General features: G+C 57.9%; 22 protein-coding genes. 10 read left to right on the top strand and 12 right to left on the bottom strand.

Features of this window, described 5'->3' with window-relative positions; all coding sequences use genetic code 11:
- Positions 1-124: 124 nt before the first annotated feature.
- The 3 genes from DFT_RS12685 to DFT_RS12695 are packed head-to-tail and all read left to right on the top strand — an operon-like array spanning position 125 to position 2968.
- Positions 125-1582 carry a dynamin family protein gene (locus tag DFT_RS12685; RefSeq protein ID WP_054031547.1) on the top strand — a complete coding sequence of 486 codons (1458 nt, stop codon included), beginning with the start codon at positions 125-127 and terminating at the stop codon, positions 1580-1582.
- A 49-nt stretch (positions 1583-1631) separates the two neighbouring features.
- Positions 1632-2168 (top strand): pyridoxamine 5'-phosphate oxidase family protein, encoded by a 537-nt coding sequence (locus tag DFT_RS12690; RefSeq protein ID WP_054031548.1) that lies wholly within the window; start codon positions 1632-1634, stop codon positions 2166-2168.
- Complete coding sequence (locus tag DFT_RS12695) at positions 2165-2968, top strand: alpha/beta hydrolase (RefSeq protein WP_054031549.1); 804 nt, start codon at positions 2165-2167, stop codon at positions 2966-2968. Before DFT_RS12690 ends, DFT_RS12695 begins: the two co-directional genes overlap by 4 nt.
- Before the next feature lie 164 nt (positions 2969-3132).
- On the opposite strand, the gene DFT_RS12700 is transcribed toward DFT_RS12695, so the two are convergent.
- Positions 3133-3645, bottom strand: a complete 513-nt coding sequence (locus tag DFT_RS12700) for a gamma carbonic anhydrase family protein (protein WP_054031550.1) — start codon at positions 3643-3645, stop codon at positions 3133-3135.
- A gap of 184 nt (positions 3646-3829) precedes the next feature.
- Here DFT_RS12700 and DFT_RS12705 point away from each other — a divergent pair, with 184 nt between their 5' ends.
- The 4 genes from DFT_RS12705 (at position 3830) to DFT_RS12720 (ending at position 8121) form a co-directional block, all read left to right on the top strand.
- Entirely contained in the window at positions 3830-4732 is a 903-nt protein-coding gene (locus tag DFT_RS12705; protein ID WP_054031551.1) for a PAS and helix-turn-helix domain-containing protein, read from the top strand.
- Between the two features lie 114 nt (positions 4733-4846).
- Complete coding sequence (locus tag DFT_RS12710; RefSeq protein ID WP_054031552.1) at positions 4847-6067, top strand: class I SAM-dependent methyltransferase; 1221 nt, start codon at positions 4847-4849, stop codon at positions 6065-6067.
- 15 nt (positions 6068-6082) lie between these two features.
- On the top strand, positions 6083-7636 hold the full coding sequence (locus tag DFT_RS12715) for an SDR family oxidoreductase (protein WP_054031553.1): 1554 nt from the start codon (positions 6083-6085) through the stop codon (positions 7634-7636).
- 95 nt (positions 7637-7731) lie between these two features.
- Positions 7732-8121, top strand: coding sequence for a pyridoxamine 5'-phosphate oxidase family protein (locus tag DFT_RS12720; RefSeq protein ID WP_054031554.1), 390 nt, complete (start codon positions 7732-7734; stop codon positions 8119-8121).
- An 18-nt stretch (positions 8122-8139) separates the two neighbouring features.
- On the opposite strand, the gene DFT_RS12725 is transcribed toward DFT_RS12720, so the two are convergent.
- Complete coding sequence (locus DFT_RS12725; protein WP_054031555.1) at positions 8140-8571, bottom strand: pyridoxamine 5'-phosphate oxidase family protein; 432 nt, start codon at positions 8569-8571, stop codon at positions 8140-8142.
- Positions 8572-9174: 603 nt separating this feature from the next.
- Between DFT_RS12725 and DFT_RS12730 the strand changes: the two genes are divergently transcribed.
- The 3 genes from DFT_RS12730 to DFT_RS12740 are packed head-to-tail and all read left to right on the top strand — an operon-like array spanning position 9175 to position 12456.
- Entirely contained in the window at positions 9175-10146 is a 972-nt protein-coding gene (locus DFT_RS12730) for a YbgA family protein (RefSeq protein WP_054031556.1), read from the top strand.
- A complete protein-coding gene (gene uvsE, locus DFT_RS12735) occupies positions 10139-11083 on the top strand; it encodes a UV DNA damage repair endonuclease UvsE (RefSeq protein ID WP_235506220.1) in 945 nt (314 codons plus the stop codon). Before DFT_RS12730 ends, uvsE begins: the two co-directional genes overlap by 8 nt.
- Positions 11080-12456 carry a deoxyribodipyrimidine photo-lyase gene (locus DFT_RS12740; RefSeq protein WP_054031558.1) on the top strand — a complete coding sequence of 459 codons (1377 nt, stop codon included), beginning with the start codon at positions 11080-11082 and terminating at the stop codon, positions 12454-12456. The genes uvsE and DFT_RS12740 overlap by 4 nt, the downstream gene beginning before the upstream one ends.
- A 59-nt stretch (positions 12457-12515) precedes the next feature.
- Here DFT_RS12740 and DFT_RS12745 read toward each other — a convergent pair whose 3' ends face one another.
- The 10 genes from DFT_RS12745 to DFT_RS12790 all read right to left on the bottom strand — a co-directional run bounded on the left by DFT_RS12745 (position 12516) and on the right by DFT_RS12790 (position 23409).
- Entirely contained in the window at positions 12516-12719 is a 204-nt protein-coding gene (locus DFT_RS12745) for a heavy-metal-associated domain-containing protein (protein WP_054031559.1), read from the bottom strand.
- 164 nt (positions 12720-12883) lie between these two features.
- Positions 12884-13852 carry an MBL fold metallo-hydrolase gene (locus DFT_RS12750; protein ID WP_054031560.1) on the bottom strand — a complete coding sequence of 323 codons (969 nt, stop codon included), beginning with the start codon at positions 13850-13852 and terminating at the stop codon, positions 12884-12886.
- A 64-nt stretch (positions 13853-13916) separates the two neighbouring features.
- A complete protein-coding gene (locus DFT_RS12755) occupies positions 13917-14453 on the bottom strand; it encodes a YtfJ family protein (RefSeq protein ID WP_076750537.1) in 537 nt (178 codons plus the stop codon).
- A gap of 13 nt (positions 14454-14466) precedes the next feature.
- Positions 14467-15102, bottom strand: a complete 636-nt coding sequence (locus tag DFT_RS12760) for a DUF3786 domain-containing protein (RefSeq protein ID WP_054031561.1) — start codon at positions 15100-15102, stop codon at positions 14467-14469.
- Positions 15103-15123: 21 nt separating this feature from the next.
- Positions 15124-15942, bottom strand: coding sequence for an SDR family NAD(P)-dependent oxidoreductase (locus tag DFT_RS12765; protein WP_054031562.1), 819 nt, complete (start codon positions 15940-15942; stop codon positions 15124-15126).
- 165 nt (positions 15943-16107) lie between these two features.
- Entirely contained in the window at positions 16108-16923 is an 816-nt protein-coding gene (locus DFT_RS12770; RefSeq protein WP_054031563.1) for a phosphoribosylformylglycinamidine synthase subunit PurQ, read from the bottom strand.
- Complete coding sequence (locus DFT_RS12775) at positions 16920-19913, bottom strand: AIR synthase-related protein (RefSeq protein WP_054031564.1); 2994 nt, start codon at positions 19911-19913, stop codon at positions 16920-16922. Before DFT_RS12775 ends, DFT_RS12770 begins: the two co-directional genes overlap by 4 nt.
- 95 nt (positions 19914-20008) lie before the next feature.
- Positions 20009-21370, bottom strand: a complete 1362-nt coding sequence (gene rseP / locus DFT_RS12780; RefSeq protein ID WP_054031565.1) for an RIP metalloprotease RseP — start codon at positions 21368-21370, stop codon at positions 20009-20011.
- A 63-nt stretch (positions 21371-21433) separates the two neighbouring features.
- A complete protein-coding gene (locus DFT_RS12785; protein WP_054031566.1) occupies positions 21434-22600 on the bottom strand; it encodes a 1-deoxy-D-xylulose-5-phosphate reductoisomerase in 1167 nt (388 codons plus the stop codon).
- Entirely contained in the window at positions 22597-23409 is an 813-nt protein-coding gene (locus DFT_RS12790) for a phosphatidate cytidylyltransferase (protein WP_054031567.1), read from the bottom strand. The genes DFT_RS12785 and DFT_RS12790 overlap by 4 nt, the downstream gene beginning before the upstream one ends.
- Between the last annotated feature and the right edge of the window lie 55 nt (positions 23410-23464).

The raw sequence follows: 23464 nt of genomic DNA on the forward strand, positions 1-23464 counted from the left end.
ATTTCATATATACATTTTGAGGCCAACTCTGAGTGCCAACGATCCGGTAAAAAGGAGAATCGGACGGATATTGTACGCGCATCGGTCCAAGTGGAAATCGACGGCGAACCATCTGGAGCCATACATGTATCGAGACAATTACATTAAAGCCCTTCGCACCGAGATGCTGGAGATGGTCGCCGAGCAACTGACGCCCGTGGCCATTCGCTACGGGTACAGCGATGTTCCCCTGGAAACTACCATCAAGTGGCGTCCCCAGGTCTTGGTTTTAGGCGGGTATTCTTCGGGCAAATCCACCCTGATCAATGAATTTCTCGGGGCCGAAATCCAGGCTACCGGTCAGGCGCCCACCGACGACTCGTTCACGATCATCACCTATGACGACTCGCTGCCACCCGACGAACCGATCAAGGTGACCGAGTCACGGGATGGAAAATTTCTGCTCAACGACAGCGAATACCCCTTTGAAACGTTAAAGAAGCACGGCCAACGGTTTGCGGCCCATTTCCGCCTGAAAAAAGTCAATTCGCCATTCCTCAAGAATCTGGCCCTCATCGACACCCCGGGCATGCTCGACAGCATCACCGAAAGGGACCGCGGGTATAACTACCAGGAGGTCATTGGAGATCTGGCTCAAATCGCCGACCTGGTCCTCGTTCTCTTCGATCCCCACAAGGCCGGTACCGTTCGCGAGATTCACACCAGCCTGCGTGAAACCTTGCCATCCAGAACCTTTGAGGACCGGGTACTGTTCGTTCTCAACCGGATCGACGAGTGTGCCTCCATGATCGACCTGTTGCGCGTCTACGGGACCTTATGTTGGAACCTTTCCCAAATTACCGGGCGCAAAGATATCCCCATGATCCATTTGAGCTACTCCCTGAAAAAAAGCAGGGAGATATCAAAGGATCAGGAGATGAGCTACTTGCGCTTCCTGGAAAATCAGCGCGATGTGCTCAAATTGGCGGTGTTGCAAGCGCCGCGGTACCGACTGGACAACCTGGCCGCCTTCGTGGAAACCCATGGCGAACGATTGGCCCATTTTCTCGAAGCCCTCATCAGCTATCGCAAAAGGGCCCGCAAATTCGGTCTCAAAAATTTCCTGGTTGCCTTCCTGTGCTGCCTCGCACTGGGCAGCGCCGTCTTTATGATCACCATGACGGCGCCGCCCCTGGCGGGAACCGACCTGATCATAAAAGGCGTCATCGCCGGAGGTGCCGTCATCGCGGGCCTGTTGGCATGGGCCTTTTCCTTGCGCCGCTTTTTCTATAAACGTTTCCTGAAGAAAGCACTGAAGAACACCAGCAGCTTGACCGCCCTTTTCAATCAAACCCGTAAAGACAACTGGGAAGCGGTGCGGGACGCGGTGATCCGTTATCTGCGCAATACGGAAGGGAAGTTTTCGTTGCGGGATGTGCGCAACGACTTCAGTGTGGTTTGGCAGGTCTATGAACGCGGCTCCAAGGAAATCCGCGAAGCATTGAAAGAACTCGAGGGCTTGTCCATAGAAGAAGAAACCGAATTTTTCAAAGCACGTCTCAACCTGGATGACCAGGGAAACCCAAGGGGTGTGACGGCTTAACGCGCGATATCACCGGTCGCATCCCCCCCCCCAACTGGATGCCGCGATCATGAACATCCGAAACCCACTGCAAGGGCCCTCCGATGACCCGCTGGCTCCTGAAGTTCTTCACCGCCATGCCTGTGCATTGATCCACTCCATGCGCACCATGGTGCTGGCCACCCAGGATCATCAAGGCCCCTGGGCGGCGCCTGTTTATTATGTCTACGTCGAGCCCTCTTTCTGTTTTTTTTCGAGCCCCAACGCACGCCATGTCCAGCGCACACAGCCGGACGACCTCGTTGCGGCGGCCATTTTCGCAGACAGTGACCAGTGGCAGGAAATCCAGGGGTTGCAGATGAGCGGCTATCTTCGTGAGATCAGCAAACGAACCGATCAACTGAAAAGTATCGGGCGATTTCTGGCCCGATTCCCGTTTGCGGTGCCGTTTCTGCGGCCTTCGAAATCGGAATCGGCAGATGTCGTTCCGGAGGTCGCTGAAAAGGTCAGGATCTACGCCTTCACCCCCCAGGAAAGCTACTACGTCAACAACCACCTGGCCTTTGGCAAGCGGTTACCCGTCGAATTGAGGAGGAGAAAGAAATGACCGCAGCGGATCGCCATGCGTATGCCGAACTGGACCGCCCCGAAATCCTGCGCGCCATTTTTCATCCGCGGCCCGAACCGGCAGGGATTGACCGGCGCGGCCAAGGCCAGGACCACCTCATCCCGGTCGCCCGGGAGATCGCCATCGGATCACGGTTCCACCTGTGCGATCGATCGGGCGCCACAATCCTCTTTTTTCACGGCAACGGGGAGATCGTGGCCGATTACGATGACCTGGCGCCCTTGTACAACCAGATGGGGATCAACTTTATCGTGACCGACTACCGCGGTTACGGCCGATCCACCGGATACCCGACGATCAGCGGAATGATGGCCGATTGCCACCTGGTGTTCGACTATGCGCGCGACTGGCTGACGAAAAGTGGCTACCAGGGCCCACTGGTGGTCATGGGCCGCTCCCTGGGCAGCGCGTCCGCTCTGGAACTGGCGGCTGACCCAGATAAAAATATCGACGGCCTGATCATCGAAAGCGGTTTCGCCTATGCAGCGCCGCTGTTGCGCCTGCTGGGCGTCGATGTGGATCGTATCGGATTCAATGAGGAGGATTGTTTCGGGAATGTGGATAAGATCACGAAATTCCTCGGTCCCACCCTCGTCATTCATGCCGAATACGATCACATCATTCCATTCAGCGACGGGCAGGCGCTTTACAATGCCAGCCCGGCGCCTCAAAAACGGTTGATCCAGATCGAAGATGCCAACCACAACGATATCTTCTTCCGTGGGATGGCGGTCTACATGCGGGCAATCCGTGAGTTCATAAAGCTGACGGCGCCGTAAGAATCTCAATATCTGCGTTGCGCTCATCCCGCGGTTCTTGCGGCGTACGACGAGTGCGCCTCAGGACACGGAATTTCGCGCACCTTGATCTTGAACTTCTTACGGCGCCGTCCGGCCGCGACGATTTACGAATCCATCAACGAGGAGAGGCCAGGAAAGATGCGCTACGCCATATCGGCCCTGTAGTCCGAGGAGAGTTCGAGATAGATACCCGCCTCTCGCACATGGGTCTGGGCCCGGTCCTGTTCGTACCGCTTCTTGATCTTGGCCGGCACGCCCGCGGCCAACTCCAGAGGGCCCACCACCATGCCCTCGGGCACGACACTGCCGGCCGCGACAACGCTGCCCTCATGAATCAGGGCATCGTTCAAGACCACCGCGCCGATGCCGATCAGGACCCGATCGGCAATCGTACACCCATGGATGACGGCATTGTGACCGATGGTGGTCTGAGCCCCGATTCGCAACGGGTGGTTGCTGTCGACGTGCAAGGTGCAGTTGTCCTGAACATTGCTGCCGGAGCCGACGGTGATATTGTCCCGATCGCCGCGGACGACCGCGCCGAACCATATGCTGGCATCGTCTTCGATGACGACGTCACCGATGATCACGGCGGTCGGGGCGATAAACACGTTTTTGCCGATGATCGGCATCTTTCCTTTGTATGGCAGAATCATACATGCTCCTGTGCAAGGGCTTGCCTATTGCGACCAAAATGGTATGGTTTAACCCAAACACGGCTTGTCGGCAAGGTCGAACCGGACCCAATCTGCCGGGCGCCCATCGGATTCAATCTCGCCCTGGTCCCGTTCGGGAGCCGCCGCAACGTCGTTAGGCCGGACATCATTTGGGGAGATCCCTATGAAAAATAGCATAAATCGTTTTGTGAACGACCATCAACCCTGCACCTTCAGTGACGATTTGGGCAAAGCCGTTCTCAACTCGCTCTCCGCCCATATCGCCATCCTCGACGACCAGGGCACCATCCTGGAAACCAACCGCGCGTGGCAGGCGTTCGGGGGCGGCACGCTCGCCGATCACGCCAACCATTTCATCGGAACCAATTATTTGAAAGTTTGCGACTCGGCCGAAGGTGAAGGGGCCGAAGATGCCCACGCGGTGGCGGAAGGGATTCGCCAGGTGATTACCGGCGAGGTATCCGAGTTTTTGCATGATTATCCCTGTCATGGTCCCGCCGAACACCATTGGTTCTACATGCGCGCCATCCGCATGGAAGGTGATGGCCCGGCACGCGTCGTGGTCAGCCACGAGGAGATCACCCAACTGAAACTGACCGAAGAGGCCCTGAAACAGAGCAAAGTGGCCTTGGAAGAACAGAAACAGTACCTGGAAGAGGCGAACATCGCTCTCAAGGTCCTTCTCAAACAGCGGGAAAACGACAGGACCGACCTTGAGCAAAAGGTCCTGTCCAATATCAAAAACCTGGTCCTGCCCTATGTCGAAAAGCTCAAGCGCGCGCCGCTGCGACCCAAGGACAAGACGGCCGTGGAAATCGTCGACGCTCATTTGAACGATATCATCTCCCCCCTCATGCAGCGCTTGACCAATATCAACATTTTGCTCACGCCCCAGGAGTTGCAAGTCGCCACCCTGGTCAAAGACGGTCGTAGCAGCAAGGAGATCGCCGAAATCCTGTCGGTGTCCGAGACCACCGTCCATTTTCATCGCAAAAACCTGCGCCACAAATTCGGCATCAAGAACAGCAGCACAAACCTGCGTTCCTATCTTATGTCGATCGGATAGATCCACTATCAAAATGCAACAAATGGCAGTATAGACCTACCAATCAGCTCTTGAAGTGCCCGTGTTGTGATTGGCCTCCGATGATCTACTATGAGGTGAAAAAGGAGGTCGGAAATGAATCATATTAACATCAACAATGTTGCGGATATTTTTTTCCAGTTGGGATGGACCAGTGAACTGGCGCGCCACACAGATGCCTATGCCGCACGCGGCGTGAATTTCTGGAGAGACCTGTTTCCCCACCGGTTGAGAACAAGCCTGGAAAACAAACAGGCCGGGGACCAGTTGTCCATCGATTTTGCGCCCGAAGAGTTGTTCCGTAATGGTCAGTCCCGCTCGGTCCAAACCTTCAAACGCGCCCAATTCGACCCGGTCCTTATCGGAAAACCCGATCTGAGGCCGCTGTTCGGCAGGTTCTATCCCAAGGGCCTGCTCCGAGACGTTGCGGGAGTTTTCAGCGCCAACAGACAGCCGTTCAGATGTGTGGATGTCAATGACAGAAGCCTCCAGGGCGACCTGGGGCATCCGTTGTCCGAGCGGCCGGTGTCGTTGAAGGTATCGGTGGGATCGGTCGGCCCCAAGTTCGAGGAACGCGGCGGCGGCATGCGGGATTGGATCGAAACCATTTGCGATGGGGTCGGCATGCAGGCCCCCTGGATGGGCCGGCCCACCGACTTTTTCGAGGGAAACCCCTTCGCCCGCCAGGATGAAAGCGCGGATCAAGAGTTCTACGCCAAACCTCGCCTGGTACAGCATCTGGACGATGCGGCACTGGGCGTGATCCAGGATCTATATGGTCGTTTTATAAAAGACGGTATGAACGTCCTCGATCTGATGGGCAGCTGGGATTCCCATTTGCCCTCATCCGTACGGTTGTCCCATCTGGCCGGCCTGGGACTGAACGCATATGAGCTCGAAAAAAACGAACGGCTCACCGACCGCAGGGTGCAAGACTTGAACCAGGACCTTGGACTCGACTTCCCGGAAAACCATTTCGATGCGGTCGTATGCACGGCTTCTGTGGAATACTTGATCGATCCGATTTCGGTTTTCTCCGAGGTGGCCCGTGTGCTGCGTCCGGGGGGCCCGTTTGTTGTCACCTTTTCCAACCGTTGGTTCGAGCCCAAGGCCGTGGCGATATGGAAAGAGCTGCACGAATTCGAACGCATGGGACTGGTCCTGGAGTATTTCCGAAGATCCGGAAAATTTCAAAAATTGCAGACCTATTCGCTCAGGGGACTTGGCCGGCCCGTTCAAGATAAATATTATATGCAACTGCCCTACGCCGACCCAGTGTATGCCGTGTGGGGCGAGAAGATAGGACTGAATGTTTGACGAAGGGTTGGACCAATGGTTGAGGTGAATCGCATACTGGTGACGGGCGCCACCGGCTATATCGGAGGGCGCCTGATTCCGCGGTTGCTGGCCCGGGGGTGTCGTGTCCGCGCCTTCGGCCGTTCTGTGGAAAAGATGGCCTGCCGGGCCTGGGCGTCGCATCCCAATGCGGAGTTGGCAGAGGGGGATGTTCTGGATGTGCGGGCCTTGTATGATGCGGCCCGGGGTTGTGATGCGGCTTACTACCTGGTTCACTCCATGGTGGCACAAAAGGGCCGATATGCGGAGGCCGACCGAAGAGGTGCGCTGAACATGCGTGCAGCCGCGGAAGCGGCGAACCTCAGACAGGTCATCTACCTGGGTGGCCTGGGTGACGGCCATCATCATGCCATCAGCCGCCATCTGAAATCCAGGCACGAGGTCGGTGACATTCTCCAATCGGGTTCGGTACCGACCACCGTGCTGCGGGCGGCCATGATCATCGGATCGGGCAGCGCGTCATTCGAGATCCTGCGTTACCTGGTCGAGCGCTTGCCGGTCATGATCACCCCGCGTTGGGTGCGCACACCCACCCAGCCGATAGCCATCGAAAATGTATTGGGTTACCTGGTCGGGTGTCTGGGCAACGATGGCGCCATAGGCAAAACTTTTGACATCGGCGGACCGGAGATCGTTAACTATGAAACCCTGATTCAACTCTACGCCGAGGAGGCTGGGTTGCCCCGACGCCGGGTGATACCTGTGCCGGTGCTCACGCCGACCCTCAGCGCGAGATGGATTCACCTGGTGACCCCGGTGCCTGCATCCATCGCCCTGCCTCTGACCGAAGGATTGAGCGTTCCGACGACCTGTGCCGACGATCAGGTTCGCGCGGTCGTCGAAGAGAAGCTGATCCCCTGTCGCCAGGCCATACGTACCGCTCTGGACCGCATCCTGGAAAAACAGGTGGAGACCTGCTGGTCCGATGCCGGTGCGCTTCAACCGCCGGCTTGGACGATCTGTGGAGATGCGCCCTATGCCGGCGGCACGGTTTTGAACTGCGGCTATCGCATGGTGCTGGATGCCTCCTGCGAGCAGACCTGGAGACACGTGGAGCGTATCGGTGGGAGGCAGGGTTACTACTTCGGCAATGGGCTGTGGTGGCTTCGCGGCCTGCTCGACCGCCTGGTCGGGGGTGTGGGGCTTCGACGGGGGAGACGCCATCCAGAGCGGCTGCGTACCGGAGATGCCCTCGATTTCTGGCGCGTGCTGAACCTCGATACTAACCGCCGCTTGACGCTGGTGGCCGAAATGAAAATGCCCGGCGAGGCATTGCTCGACATTCAACTGGCCCCCTCGGGTCAGAATCGTTGCGAACTCCGGATGGTCGCGCGGTTTCTGCCCAGGGGTCTGGGCGGCCTGGTCTACTGGTATGTGCTTTCCCCCTTTCATGTGTGGATTTATCAAGGTATGTTGAAGGCCATTGCACGGCGTGCCGGCGCCGCCCGAACGACCCGGCCCAAGCGATTCGATCCGGAAGACCGGAGGGCTTGCGCATGGACGCCTGGAACTTCCACCCGAGTGTTGTAGTGGCGGGCTTTACGCCGGCCCTTGAAATGAACCCTATCGGATATCACTGATAAGAGAGTCTCACCTTGAAACAAGAGATTAAGGAGAAGGATACCATGGATCTGAAACAATACTTCGAAGACAACAAAGGTTTTGGCGTGCTGTCCACCGCGGATGGCCAAGGCAATGTGGATTCGGCCGTATACAGCCGCCCGCATGTGATGGAAGACGGCACCATGGCATTCATCATGAACGACCGCCTCTCCCATCACTACCTGCAATCCAACCCCAAGGCCGCCTATCTGTTCAGGGAGGAAGGCGCTGGATATCGCGGCAAACGGTTCTTTTTGACCAAAGTGAGCGAGGAGCAGGATACCGAACGGCTCGCCGCACTCAAACGCCGTGTATATACGTCCGAGAAGCAATCTGCCGGACCCAAGTTTTTGGTCTTCTTCAAGATAGACAAGGAACTGCCTCTCATCGGCCCGGGCGAAGAGGAGGTATAGAGGCCGGTATTCCGAGCGCTATGATTCCAATTGGACGTGATGGGCGTCGTGGACGCCGTCGAGCAGTTGGAACGAATCGACCTGCACACTGATCCAGGCCACATCGGGCTGTTCGATGAGGCGTTTCAAGTGCGGGTGCCGAACGGCGAAGGCGTCACGGAGGTCTTTGATGGTTTCCGGGTCTGCAACTTCGGCCGCGTGCCCGGAAACCGTCAAGGCCCGTATCTCCTGGCGCGACGCCTTGTTACGCGAATCGATCATGAGGCTGACCCGAGGATCGCGGACCATGTTTTGGTACTTGAGAGTGTTCTTCGGCGTGACCAGAAACATCCGGGTGGCGTCTGAGGAAGCGGTATAGGCCATCAAGGAGGTGTGCGGTCCTTGGGGGCCTATGGTCGCCAGGACACACAGATCGTTTTGCCGAATCAGTTCCTTTATGGTATCAAGCATCTTGACCTCCATGGGAAATGAGACATATGGCGTACCCTAACATACTTGCGATCCACATAAAAGAAGGCCGCTCATATGACAGATAGTCTAACTCAATGCTTTTCATTGAACCCGGCGTGGGTGGGGCAGGTGGCCGATGCCACACGCCAAGCGGTCAAGTACCGCTAAAATGCACGGCGGGCCGCCCAGAAACTCGCTGCGCTCAAACAGTCTGGGCCGCTTGTCCGCCGTTTGCATTTAACTGGCACTACGACCGCAGGCTCACGTGGCCCTGGCCACCTGCTCCACCCACGCCTAACATGTTCGTTGCGATGCGAATTTTTTTATCAAACAACTTCTGGAAAACATGTCCCTCAAACTGAACTTCGAATTGCTGTTATTAAACCGACAATTAGACAGGCCGAATTCGGTCATCCCGGACTTGATACGGGATCCAGTATCTATACTGGTTCCGTCTATCGCCGGAAAGACAAGACAGGGCAAGAATTATTGCCAGGTTAATAATATGAAACCAAATAGACGTTTGGGGTTTCGGGTTTCCTAAAAATTTTTGTCGAAGAAGACAAACATTCCTGTCCATCATCGATGATACGGAGAACTGCCATGCCAGAGAAGTCCGACTTGTCCACAGAAAAAATCAAAATCGGCATCAGCAGCTGTTTAATGGGAAACAAGGTGCGTTATGATGGGGGGCACAAATTGGATCGTTTCCTCACAGACACCCTCGGGCAGTATTTCGACTATGTGCCCGTATGCCCGGAAGTCGAGTGCGGCCTTCCCGTGCCGCGGGAGAGCATGCATCTGGCCGGTTCGCCGGAAGCGCCCCGGCTGATCACCACGCGCAGCAAAATCGATCACACGGAGCGTATGCTCAAATGGGCCCACAAACGCGTCAGCGAGCTCGAAAAGGAAAACCTGTGCGGTTTCATATTTAAAAAGGGCTCTCCGAGCAGCGGCATGACCCGTGTCAAAATCTACAACGATGAGGGAATGCCCTATCAAACCGGCAGCGGCATGTTTGCCAAGGCCTTCATGGACCACTTCCCCCGCATCCCGGTGGAGGAGGAAGGCCGCCTGCACGACCCGCTGCTTCGTGAGAATTTCATCGAACACATCTTCGCCCTGCAACGGTGGCGTCGCCTGCTCGCCTCGGGACATAAACTCGGCAACCTGGTCGCCTTCCACACCCGTGAAAAACTCCTCCTGCTGGCCCACAGCCCCAATCACTACCGCGCTCTGGGCAAACTGGTGGCCGAGGGCAAGCAGCATCGCCCCGCCGAACTCTTTGACGCCTATGAGAGCGTCTTCGTGGAGGCCCTGCATCTAAAAACCACCATGGCCAAGAACAGCAACGTGCTCCAGCACATCATGGGATATTTTAAAAAGGTACTCAGCAGCGATGAAAAGCAGGAGATGGTCGACATCATCGGCGCTTACCGGGCCGGTCATGTGCCGCTGATCGTTCCCATCACCTTGTGCAATCACTATGTGCGCAAGTACGGTCAGGAGTATCTCGCCGGGCAAACCTATCTCAATCCGCATCCCATCGCCCTGAAACTGCGCAATCATGTCTAGGATGCTCCGCTTCGGCCTCTGCTGCATCTTTCGCGATGCGCCCATCGCCTTCCGGCGCACCACGGCCAAGCATCTGATGGGCATGCCGCGCGGCCGGCAATTGGAGAAAATCGCGAGCATCTGCCTGCACAACGCCCAATCCCTGATGGCGGCCCTCACCTATTGCCAGTCGCACGGCATCGGTGCGTTCCGCATCAACAGCCAGATCCTGCCTCTAAAGACCCATCCTGACGTGGGATACGAAATGAGCGACCTGCCCGGCGGGCAGGCCGTGGTGGATGCCTTTCGGGAATGCGGTCGATTCAGTCTCCGGTACGACATCCGGACGACCTTTCACCCCGATCAATTCATCGTTCTCAACTCGCCCTCCCCGGAGGTCGTGGTCCGATCCACGGCCGATCTCATTTATCATGCCCAGGTGGCCCAATGGGTCAATGCCGATGTGATCAACCTCCACGGCGGCGGTGCATACGGAGACAAAACCGCTGCGCTGGCCAGGCTGACCCAAAACATCGCGGGCTTGCCGGCGGAGGTCCGAAAGCGGCTGACACTTGAAAACGACGATCGGACCTTCACGCCTGGTGAATTGCTGCCGGTGTGTCGTGAAACCGGTGTGCCGCTGGTCTATGACGTTCACCATCACCGCTGTCTGCCCGACGGTCTGAGCATCGCCGAAGCGACCCGGCAGGCCTTGACCACCTGGGACAGGGAGCCGCTGTTCCATCTCTCGAGCCCCTTGTCGGCCTGGGGCGCCGGGGACGGACGCCCCCATCACGATTATATCGACCCTATGGATTTTCCCTGTGAATGGCGACACCTGAAAGCTACCATCGAGATCGAAGCCAAAGCCAAGGAGCTGGCTGTCGAAAAACTTGCCGCCGAACTGCCCGGCCATTTGCGCAAACATTGCAAAAATCAAAAGAGAGCACGAACGTGACCGATACGGCCGCCGATGCACGGCGAACTCGCCAATTAAACGATGCATCGCCGAACCCCAAGGGCGGATATGTGCTGTACTGGATGCAGCAATCCCAGCGGGTCCACGGCAATCATGCCCTCGACCTTGCCATCGAACAGGCCGACACACTCCGGTTGCCGGTGGTGGTGGTTTTTGGCCTGACGTCCGCATACCCGGAAGCCAACTGGCGTCATTTCGCCTTCATGCTGCAGGGTCTGGCCGAGGTGGATCAAGAGTTGGCCCGGATGGGCGTCGTGATGCACATTGCCGCAGGATCACCGCCGGACGTGGCGCTGGCCGCCGGCCGCGATGCCGCTCTGATCGTTTGCGACCGCGGCTATCTTCGTCATCAGCGCGGTTGGCGTGCCGACCTTGCGGCCCGATCCGCGTACCGGGTGGTCGAGGTGGAGAGCGATGCGATCGTACCGGTCGAGCTGGCCTCCGACAAAGCCGACTTTGCAGCACGCACCTTCCGCCCCAAGATCAACCGCCTTCTGCCGCAGTTCATGAAGCCGATCGGACCGGGAAAACCTCCCAGAAAAAGCTCGCTCGACCTCTTCGACCGAACCGATGTTTCCCGACTGGCTGACCGCCTGGACGTGGACCGGAGCGTTCGACCGGCTACACCATTACTTGACGGTGGATACTCGAACGCACTCATATTTCTCGATAATTTTATCGAAGTAAATTTATCGCGCTACACCGATCGCCGCTACAAGGTGGAAAACCAGGCCGCCTCCCAGTTAAGCCCTTATCTGCACTTCGGCCAGATCTCAGCCTTACAGGTTGCCCTTTCGGTTCAAAAGGCCGATGCGCCCGAGGAAACGAAGGCGGCGTTTCTGGAGGAGTTGATCGTCCGGCGCGAACTGGCCATCAATCATGTCTGGTTCAATCCCCACTACGACGCCTACGAGGGGTTGCCGGCCTGGGCGCGCCGAACCCTGGCCGACCACGCTTCGGATGCAAGGCGGCCGATCTATGACGACGAGACATTGGAGGCCGCCCAAACCCAGGACCCCTATTGGAATGCATGCATGCAGGAGATGCGCGCAACCGGCACCATGCCCGGCTACCTCCGCATGTACTGGGGGAAAAAGATCCTGCAATGGCAGCCCACGCCCCAACAGGCCTTTGCCACGGCGCTCAGGCTCAACAACAAATATTTCCTCGATGGCCGCGACCCCAACTCCTATGCCGGCGTGGGCTGGGTGTTCGGTTTGCATGACAGGCCATGGCAGGAGCGCCCCATATATGGTCAGATCCGATATATGGCGCGCTCCGGTCTTGAGCGTAAATTTGACATGGGGCGTTACATCGACGGCGCCATGCGACGCATCGCCAAAGTCTCATAACGGCCGATGATCCGACAAGCTACACGGGAAAACCCTGCGCTGCGCCGGCCCATACCCTATCAAGCCGCCGGATAGTTGATCTCTTTCAAGGTGGCGAGGATTTTCGCTTTATCCATAGGCGCTTCGTATTCAACGGTCACGGTTTTGGCCTGGATATCGCCTCGAACGGATTGGATGCCGTCGAGTTCCTTGAGCTCCCTTTCGATCGTGCCGGTACAATGACCGCAGGAAATATTGGGAATATGAAAAGTCTCTTTCGTCATGATGACCTTCCTTTCTGTTCGACTGGGTTGTTTCCGAACCGCTTTCCAATCGTCTGAAATCCTGTGGCATAGATTTTAATCACCCTGCCAAGCTTGTCCAAAAAAATCATCCCTTGGCGCATTATCGGCACCAAGGGATGAGCGTACACGTCACAACGTTCACCTCAACTCACGGTAAACAACACCCGGCCATTGTTGCTCTCACGCCGAATATTCCCCAGTTCCTCGAGATATCTCAAATGGGAGATGGCCTCGCCCGTGGCAAACCATTTCTGGGCGATGGGGAACTCCTCCCAGGAATCGCATTTGATGTCCCAGGTCATACGGGCCGCCACGTCGTAGGCACTCAGCATCTCGGTCTCCAGGATGTTCAATATTTCGTTGCAGCGATGCTGGTGATGGGTCATCAACTCTTCGATACGCGTCCGGTGATCTTCGATAAGACGCCGGTGCCCCGGCAGCGTCAGGTCGATCTCCAGCTCCCTGACACGGTCCAGGCTCTTGAGGTAGCTGCCCAGCGGATTGTGTGCATCCGACCAGCACTGAATGTTGGGTGTGATGTCGATCAGGATATGATCCCCTGCCACGAAGATCTTCTTCTCCCGATCATAGAGGCAGGTGTGCCCAACGGTGTGCCCTGGGGTCTGCACGCACTCGAATCGATAATTGCCCGCTTCGATCACATCACCGTCGTTGAGCATGCGCATATCAGGGATCCATTCGGAGCTGTGTTTGTAGCCGGGGTGCTGCTCGATGGCTTTTCGTAATTGCCCATCGGGGAAGCCGTGCAGGCCGGCATAGGCGAGCATGGGCTCCCACCAGCCCTTGGCTTCGACGATCTCGGCATCCGGCCGGTTGAAATAGACCCGACTGGACTCGGTCACCAACCGCGACACCAACCCGAAATGGTCGGCATGCAGATGGGTGATGAAAAAATCCGTTTTGTCGAGCTCAACGCCCAACTCGTGCAATCCACCGGTCAGGGCGTCGTAACAGGCCCTGCGATTCAATCCCGTATCGATCACCAGATGGCGGTCTTTGGCGCGCACCACGTATGAATTGAGATATTTGAGCGGGCTGTTGGGCAGAGGCACCTGGATGACAAACAGATCGGGGCCTATTTCCTGGATCATGGTATATCTTTAACTCCTTTACATGACATCATGGGTGGTTTCGGGCGCAAGTCCTGGCTCTCTTTTATTTGTCCAGGTTGGAACGAACCGTTTCCACCAGTGTTTTGACTTCCTGTTCGCTGAGCAAGCCCTCCTTTTTGAAGACCAGCTTCCCGGTTTTATCGAACACCAGCACATCGCTGGTATCGTCGGCGATGCCCCACTGGCCGACCAGTGCCTTTTTGTAGTCGCGCACATAAATGGTGTTGGGGTAAGCTTTCTGCTTTTTTTCAAGGCTGGAGGAGATGGCGAAGTTGGGCAGCCAGGTGGCGGCCATGTTGATAATGCCGTAGGACTGATATTTCTCCAGGGAAAATCCTTCGGCCTTCAGGGCCTCGCTGGCCGCGTTGTTCAAATCTTTTTCATCGGGATCCACATAGAAAATGACCGACACCTTTCCGGTCAACTCCGTACTGCTCCAGGGCGAGCCATCCAGCCGGCCGCCCAATTCGTCGGAAAGGGTCACCGTCTCGGGAACTTCTCCGATTTTCAACTCGGCAAATGCTTGGGGAATGAAGAGGTACAGCGATACCAGAATCAAGAAGCCAGCCACTTTTTTCATTTGTTCCTCCAGTTTAGGGGGTTTGGGCAAGGTGGCCCACCATAACGTTGGTCAGTGCGAAGACACCGGCCAGATCCAGATGAAAAAGCGCCCGATCGTCGATGCCGATCACGGCTCGGGCACCGAACTCCTCATCAGCAGTCCATAGCAACACATATAATGGAACAAACGGCAATCCAAGAATCCGCACGGCACAATCGGCGCCATCGATCGGCTCCCCGCCCATTTGTTCTGCCCGGCGAACCAATGCTTCGGGGGCGTTTCCGAAACGCCGGGCCAGCGGTTCAAGCGGCAGGCTGTGGGCGCCGGTAAAGAAAAGCGTACCGCCCTGCAGTTCCAGGGGCGTGACCATGCGGCCGCTGGGCGGCACACCCCTGGATTTCGCCAGGGCGGTCAGCAGCACGACACCGCTTTGATAGCTCACCCGGTGATCGGGTTCACCGGCCCGGTGGATGGTCCGTAAGCTTGGATCCAAAAGGTAAGTCAATCCCAGCAGCGGAACTTTGAACACGCCCGCTTCCCAACGGCCGCCCACCATGGCCGCCGCGTGGGCGCTCGGGCGCTCAGCCACGTCATCCCACAGCGGCGACGGGAGCTGGTCGGCCCACCTGAACAATTCATCCCGATTCGTATCGACCGGCAGAGACATGCGGCGAGTTCCCCGTTCGAATCAGATCGGAACGCCCGGTGCATTGAGCAGCGGAGCCAGCAGCACGCCGCCATCGATGACCACCTCGGTGCCGGTCGTATAGTCGGACGCCGGGGAAGCGAAGTAGACGGCGGCGCCGACGATGTCGTCGGGTTCGCCGATGCGGCCCATGGGCACCAACTCACCGGCAGCCGCCTTGGCCTTGGCCGCCTCTTCGGGCGTGAAGTTGATCCAGTGCGAATCCATCATCTTGGTGTGAATCGGGCCCGGTGCGATGGTGTTCACCTGAATGTTGAACTCGGCCAACTCGGAGGCGAAGGCCTTGGTGATCATGCGCACCCCGGCCTTGGAAATCGAGTAGATGCTCACCGTGCGTTCCGGATGAAACCCGTCGATACTGGCGATATTGATGATTTTGCCGCCCCCCTGCTTTTTCATGACCCGGGCGGCGGCCTGGCTGATGAAGTAGAGCCCCTTCATGTTCAGGTTCATGATGGTCTCCCACAGCCGCTCCTCCGAATCCAGCACCGAGGCCATGGCCGGGCTTGCGCCGGCGTTGTTGACCAGGATGTCGATTCTGCCGAACTTCTCCATGACGGTATCGATCATGGCCTGGATGCCCTCCATCTTTCCCAGATGGGCCTGAATCGGGACGGCCTCGCCCCCGAACGCCTTGATCTGGGCTGCGGTGTCCTCCAGGTCATTGATTTTTCGGCTGGTGATGGCCACCTTGGCGCCGGCCTTGGCGAACCCCATAGCGATGGCCTGTCCGATACCCCGGCCGCCACCGGTGACGACGGCAACCTTTCCTTCCAGAGAAAACCTGGCCAAATCAAACATGCGGATCTCCTTCCTGTTGCAGTAGATGAAAACGCTCAAATTTTTTGTATTTCAATATAATCGACAGAATTCCTTCACTTAAAACTTTAAACTTAACACTTAAAACTCTGAACTCCTAGAACCCGAAACCCGCCCCTGCTGCCAACCGCCGCTATTCCCCTTATCTCATCCGACCAAATAATCGACTGCATTTTTAAACATCCGCACGCCCGGGGTCACGCCTTGGGGGGCCGGAGACTTTCCACGTTTGACTTGCTCTTTCAACCGCGTCCAGTCCGGATGATTGGTCCAGTGGTTGTAGGCTTCCGGGTGGGGCATCAATCCGAAGACCCGTCCGCTGGGATCGCAAATGCCGGCCACATCGTCCAGGGAACCATTGGGATTGAAAGGGAATGCCCCCTTTGCGGCGCCACCGTCGGGCAGGGCGTAGCGCAGGACGATCTGACGTTGGGCTTGCAGTTGGCTGAACGTGTGCGGATCCGTGAAAAACTTGCCCTCCCCGTGACGAATCGGCAGTTCGATACGATCGATACCCTTGGTGAACACACAGGGGGATTGCTTTTCCTTCTCCAAAAAAACCCAATCATCTCGGAAGTTGCCGCAATCGTTGTAGGTCAGGGCCACCGACCGCCGCGTGTAATCGCCGTCCAGTCCCGGCAGCAATCCCAGGTTGACCAGACACTGAAACCCGTTGCAGATGCCGATCACCAGGTTGCCCTGTTCGATGAACCGCAGCAACCGGTCACCGATTTTGGTTTTCATGCGCACCGCTTGCACCACCCCGGCCCCGTGGTCGTCTCCCCAGCTGAAACCGCCGATGAATGCCATGATTTGAAACGGGTCGAGGCTCACCGATCCGTCGATCAACGCATTGATGTGAACCCGTTGCGCCTCGGCCCCCGCCTGTTCGAACGCATAGGCGGTTTCCATGTCGCAGTTCAGGCCATAGCCGGTCAACACGAGAGCTTTGGGTCGCGTCATATCAGGTCACCAAATGTGCTTTGCCAGGCCTTTTTGAGCGCCGGCACGGTTAATTCAAGAACGGGTTCGCTGTCCCTGCGGATATTCAGGACAGGGGACCCGGTCACCTGGCCCACGCACGCCACGGGCAGGCCTTGGAACAGCGATTCGAATGCCTCTCGACGTTCGGATGCCACGGTGACGATGAAGCGTCCGGCCGATTCGGAGTAGAGCAAACGGTCGGATCGAAGCGGGGTTCTAACCGGGACGGCAGCCAGATCCACCGCCAGGCCGAGCCCGCCGGCCATTGCGGTCAATGCCAGGTGAACGCCAAGCCCGCCGCGATAGACGCCGTGCACCGAAGCGACCAGCCGGTCCTGGATGGCGCGATGTACGGCACGATAAGATTTCAGAAACGCCGCTGGATCCACCTGGGGCACGTTGCATCCCACGGCATTGAACATGTCGTAGTATTCCGAACCGCCCAATTCATCGCCGGTCCAACCGATCACGTATACCAGGTCCCCGACGAATTTGGGATCCAAGGCCACACAGCGCTCGATATCGGCGATCACGCTGCTGGCCGAAAACTGCAGACTCTCCAAGGCCGACACCTTGTGGGTTTCGCCGTACCGGCCGGCCAGATGGCCGTCCACGTACATGCTGTCTTTGCCGGAAAGCAGGGGGATTTCGTAGGCCAGGCACATATCCCGCAACGCCCGGCAGGACCGGACCAGCTGGGCGGCCTTGAACCGGCCGTCCGGATTCTTGCCCGGATCATACTGGATCGTGGGCCAGCAAAAGTTATCCACGCCGCCGATGTGCTCCGGATCGCCGCCCACGGCGATCAACCGACGCACGGCCTCGTCGATGGTGCAGGCCGTCATGTGATAGGCATCGATACGGGAATAAAACGGCAACAAAGCCTGGGAGAAGGCCAGGCCGCGACGGGAGCCGAGCACCGGCCGCAGGACGGCCGCATCGCTGTTCACATCCCGGCCCACGCCGACCAGCGGCTTGATGACGCTGGTGCCCTGGACTTCGTGGTCGTATTGGCGGCTGATCCAGGCCTTGGAACAGATGTTGGGCCGGGCCAGCATGTCGAGCAGGAGCCGGTTGTGATCCTGGGGTTCGCCGATGACCGGCTCGTAAAGGCCGCGTTCCTCTGGGGTGCGCCATTCGGCGTCGAAGACCCACTGGGGAAAACCGGTGGTGAGCAGATCCAGATCCACATAGGCGCAGGAGGTGCCGTTGTAGGTGATGTGCAGTTTGCCCGTATCGGTGTAGCGGCCGATCACCGTGCTCTCCACCGCGTGTTGGGTGGAAAGCTGGAAAAACCGCGCCTCGTTTTCCGGCGCGATGGCCACGGTCATGCGCTCCTGGGATTCCGAGACCCATATTTCCCACTGGTCCAGGCCGTCGTACTTGAGCGGCACCTTTTCCAGCTCGATCCGGCAGCCGTTGGAAAATCGCGCGCTCTCACCGATGGAACTGGAGAGGCCGCCCCCGCCGTTGTCGGTGATGAACCGTATCAGGCCTTCGTCCCGGGCCTCGAGCAGAAAATCCTGCATCTTCTTCTGGGTATACGGGTCACCGATCTGGACGTGCCCCGCGGGGGTGTGCTCGGAGAAGGTTTCCGAGGAGGCGGTGACCCCGTGGATGCCGTCTTTGCCCACCCGTCCGCCGCACATCACAACCAGATCGCCGGGCAAAATGGTCTTCTGTTCGGACGGCGCACCCTTGACCCGGGCCGGCATGATCCCCAGGGCCGTCACATACACGAGGCATTTGCCCATGTATCCGTCGTCGAACAGCACCTGCCCGCAAGGTGTGGGGATGCCGCTCTTGTTGCCGCCGTCCCGGACCCCTTCGATCACGCCGTCCAACAGACGCCTCGGGTGCAGGTGGGGTTTCAGATCGCCGTCATAGTCGCGATGGCCGACGCAAAACCCGTAGCTGCCCATGATCAGCCGCGATCCCAGGCCCGTGCCCATGGGATCACGGTAGATGCCCACGATACCAGTGATGGCGCCGCCGTAGGCCTCCATGTTGGAGGGAGAGTTGTGGGTCTCGCCAGTGATGGTGTAGTAGGTGTCGTCATCGAAGCGGCCCACGCCGGCATTGTCCCACAGCACGGAAACGACCCAGGACTTCTTCTCCTTCAACGCCAGGGTCGGTGCCTCGATGCAGGTCTTGAAAAGGCTGTTGATGGTGTCGCGCTCGCCGCTGGAAAGATCGGCATAATTGAAAAGACCACGAAACGTGTTGTGATTGCAGTGATCGCTGCGGGCCTGGGAAATGTATTCCAACTCCACGTCGGTCGGCTCGTCCAACCCGACAGCCTTTCGCTGGGCCTTTACCGCAGGATTCAAAAAATAATTGCGGATAATCGGAATATCGTTGGTGTTGAGCGCCAGGTTGCGTTCCACACTCAAGCGCTGCAGCGTCTCGTCGCTGTCGATGGAGAGCGCGGAGACGGTCGGGGTGTGGTCCAGTTTCACCTTGGGGATGATGAACCCCACGCCCTGCGTCGGGTCCCAATCCCTTGCGTCGAAGATCATCCACTGCTGGATGATGTCGTTGGCCAGCAGTTCGGAAGCGATTTTTTCAACTTCCGGCCGGGACAATCCCGGGCCTTTGAGGCAGTATCGCTTCGATGTATAGGCCGCTTCGTGGGGACCGAAGGTGATCCCCAACAGGTCTTCCATGGCTTCGACGGCCGTGGCGCCGGCATTGTCGCGCACCCCCGGCCGGAAACCCACCCAGATGATCCAGTCGGCCTCGACGGCCAGCGGCTGCAGGGAAGAGATCTGAGTGACCGGATTGGTAAACACGTCGCTGCGCACACGCTCGCACTGGGCTTCGGTCAGGTCGGAATCGATGGTGAGGATGTGAACCGTGCGAACGTTATCGACTTCGATGCCGAAATAGTCACGGGCCTTGCGCGACAATGCGAGGCCCTCGGCATCCAACATTTCTGGTTTTAAGGTGATCTCGATTCGGCTGGGCATGGCAGTCGTTGAATCCTTTTAATGTGCGGCCCCCGGTACAGGCACGCCTCGGTGCGCGATCCGGTCTCAATCCGGACCCGATCCGCGAGCGGGCCTTACCTGAACCAGGTGATCATAATATCATTATAAAAAACAAATATCATCAACAGAAGCAGGAGAAAAATGCCGATCTGCTGAGCGGTTTCGCGCATCTTCAAGCTGACCGGTTTACGCAGAACGGCCTCTATGGCAAAGAAGAGTAAATGGCCGCCGTCGAGCACCGGAATGGGCACCAGGTTGATCACCGCGAGATTGACGCTGATGATGGCAATGAAGTAGAGCCAGGCGAGCAACCCCTCTTGAGCCTGCTGGTTGGCCATCTGGGCAATTCGAATGGGCCCGCCGATGGCCTCGGACGGCACCTTGCGCTCGACCAGCTTGACGAAGAAATAACCGGTGGCCTTCACTACGTTCCAGGTCTGCTCCAGGCCCTTGCTCACTGCGCCCCAAACGCCGATATCGAGGGTGATCTGGTCCTCTTCGGGTATGGCGATGCCCGCCCGTCGGATGCCGATGCGATAGACGCTTTCCTTCACGCCCATCACGTTTTTCTCCTGCACCTCCTCGGGTTCGATGCGGGCTTCGAAAGTCTCCCCGTCCCGCAGGATGCGAAAGACAAGCGGACGCCCCTTTGAAGCCGAAACGATCTCCTGCATCGCCTCCCACCGTTCGATGGTGTGGCCGTCGATGGCGACGATGCGATCCCCTTTTTTAATGCCGCCTTTGTCGGCCGGCATGCCCTTGACCGTCTCGTCCACAATGGCGCTGGGCTCGGCATACCCTTTAATACCGAGGTCGAAATAGGTGATCGGATCCCCATAAATGTCTTTTGCCGTGGTCGGCTTGGGCGTGACGGTAAAGGCAAGCGGTTCGCCATTGCGTTTGATTTCGATGTTCAGCGGTAGACCCTGACTCTTATCGATCATCTCGTCGATGCCGCGCCAGGAGAAAACCCGTTCACCGTTGATCACTTCGATCAAGTCGCCGGTCTGCAACCCCGCCTCTTGGGCGGGACTCGCTTTCTCCACCGTTCGAATGACCGGTCGAATGCTTGGCAATCCGGAAAAGTAGAGCCCTCCTGTGAATATCAAGATCGCCAGCAACACGTTGAACAGCGGGCCGGCGGCCACGATCAAACTTCGTTTGGCCACATGTTTGTGATTGAAGGCGTAGGGAATATCCTCCGGTGGCAATGGGGCATCGGGTTCTTCGCCCACCATTTTGACATAGCCACCGAGGGGAATCAGCGAGATACGGTAATCGGTCCGGCCAATGGTCTTGCCCACGATCCGCGGGCCAAATCCCAGGGAGAATTTCTCCACCCCCACACCGAACAGTCTCGCGACCAGAAAATGGCCCAGTTCGTGGAAAAAAATAAGGATTCCCAAAACGATGACGAAATTTAAAAGTGTGCTCATATGTTGCCGTCTTCCTGAGGAGTCATAAAAAGGCGTAGCGAGGACGTCATGCCGCGCATTGTATTAAATTGCAGCCAACTCTTCAACCATGCTTTGCGATTTGAGCCGAGCCCATTGATCCGCGGCCAAAATTGCGGCGAGACCGGGCGTCGAATCGATCGCATGCGCGGACATGGTCTTTGCGACGACTGCGGCGATATCGGTAAACCTCAAACGCCCATCGAGAAAGGCCGCCACCGCGATCTCGTTGGCGGCATTCATGACGGCCGGCAGGGTACCACCCTTTTGAACGGCCTCGAAGGCCAGTCGCAGGCAGGGAAACTTCTGGGTATCCGGGGATTCGAAGGTCAAGGCATGGATCGCTGGAAGGTTCGGCATCGGCTGTTGCAATGCGAGCCGCTGCGGATACGAGAGCGCATAGGCGATGGCGCCCTGCATGTCTGGAATACCGAGCTGCGCGATGATCGCCCCATCACAAAAGGCCACCATGGAGTGGACGATGCTCTGGGGATGGACCACGACCTCGATCTGCTCGGGGTTCACGCCAAACAGCCACTTGGCCTCGATGACCTCCAGGCCCTTGTTCATCAGGGTCGCCGAATCGATGGTGATCTTTGCGCCCATGGACCAATTGGGGTGTTTGAGCGCCTGGGCCGGCAGGATCTCCTTGAACTGGCTCAAAGGTGTTTCTCGGAACGGGCCGCCCGAAGCGGTGAGCAGAATCTTGTCGACCTCCTGGGCGCGTTGTCCCTGGAGGCACTGAAAGATGGCGCTGTGCTCGCTATCGACCGGCAGCAGGCGAACGCCGTGATCGGCCACCGCCTGCATGACGATGGCACCGGCCATCACCAGGGTCTCCTTGTTGGCCAGGGCGACGTCCTTGCCCGCCTCGATGGCGGCCAGGGTGGGCGCCAGCCCGGCGGCACCGACCATGGCGCCGACCATCAGATCGACCCCTTCCATGCTCGCCGCCTGGCAATAGGCGTCTGCGCCCCAAAGAACTTCCGTCCGGTGGCCGGCGCCAATCCGCTCTTTGAGTTGCCCGGCGGCCCGCTCTTCCTCGACCACGGCCAACGCCGGCTCAAAGCGTCGAATCTGTTCGGCCAGCAGGGCCACATTGCTTTTCGCCGTCAGCGCCTTGACGCAGAAGCGGTCGCGGAATCTATCGACGATCTTCAGCGTGCTTTGGCCGATGGAACCAGTGGCCCCCAGTATGGCGAGCGCCTTCATGGCAGCAGGTAATCCTTGAGCAGAAAAGCGATCGGCGCCGCAAAAAGCAAGGCATCGATACGATCTAAAAAGCCGCCATGGCCCGGCAGCAATTTTCCCGAATCCTTCACCCCGGCCGCCCGTTTGAATTCCGACTCGAAAAGGTCCCCGGCCTGGCCCACGGCGCCGACGACGAGCGCGAACACAATCCCCAGCGCAAAAGGGAGCGATGGGATAAACAGCACCTGATACAGCGTGCCGATGATGACATTGGCCGCCAATCCGCCGATGGCCCCCTCGATCGTCTTTTTGGGGCTGACCGCCGGACACAGCTTGTGCTTTCCGAAGTACGACCCCACATAAAATGCACCGGTGTCGCCGGCTGCCACGACCAACAGCAACCAGAAAACCCAATGCACGCCATCTTCTTGTGCATAAAACCGGATCAGGAACGAAAGCAGAAAGGGAATGTACATCAGACCGAATGTCTGCTTCAGCACGAGCAGGGGCGCATCCTGGGAGTGTTTAAACCGGAAAATGGATAGAAACGCGGCGCCGAGAAGGTGAAGGGTAAAAATGGCGAGAACCGTTCGCAGGCTTTGGTAATGAAACGACAGGGCGACGCCGGCCGCGGCGGCATAGGTCCAGATTTCGAGCGCAAACGGAACGGGAAAGGGTTGCCCCTTGAAAACGATGCGAAAGTATTCCCAGAGGGAGATGATACTGACCAGAATGACGGCCAGGGTGAAAAGCAGCGCGCCGCCCTTGATAATCAACAAGAAGAGAAACGGCAATGCAACCAGCGCGGTTACCCATCTTTTCCAGTGCATGTGTCAATCACCCTTCAGGACGGCCGGCTATGACTTTTGAAATTCGCCCGTTCGA

Origin of the sequence: Desulfatitalea tepidiphila, assembly GCF_001293685.1 — a bacterium.
Classification (GTDB): domain Bacteria; phylum Desulfobacterota; class Desulfobacteria; order Desulfobacterales; family Desulfosarcinaceae; genus Desulfatitalea; species Desulfatitalea tepidiphila.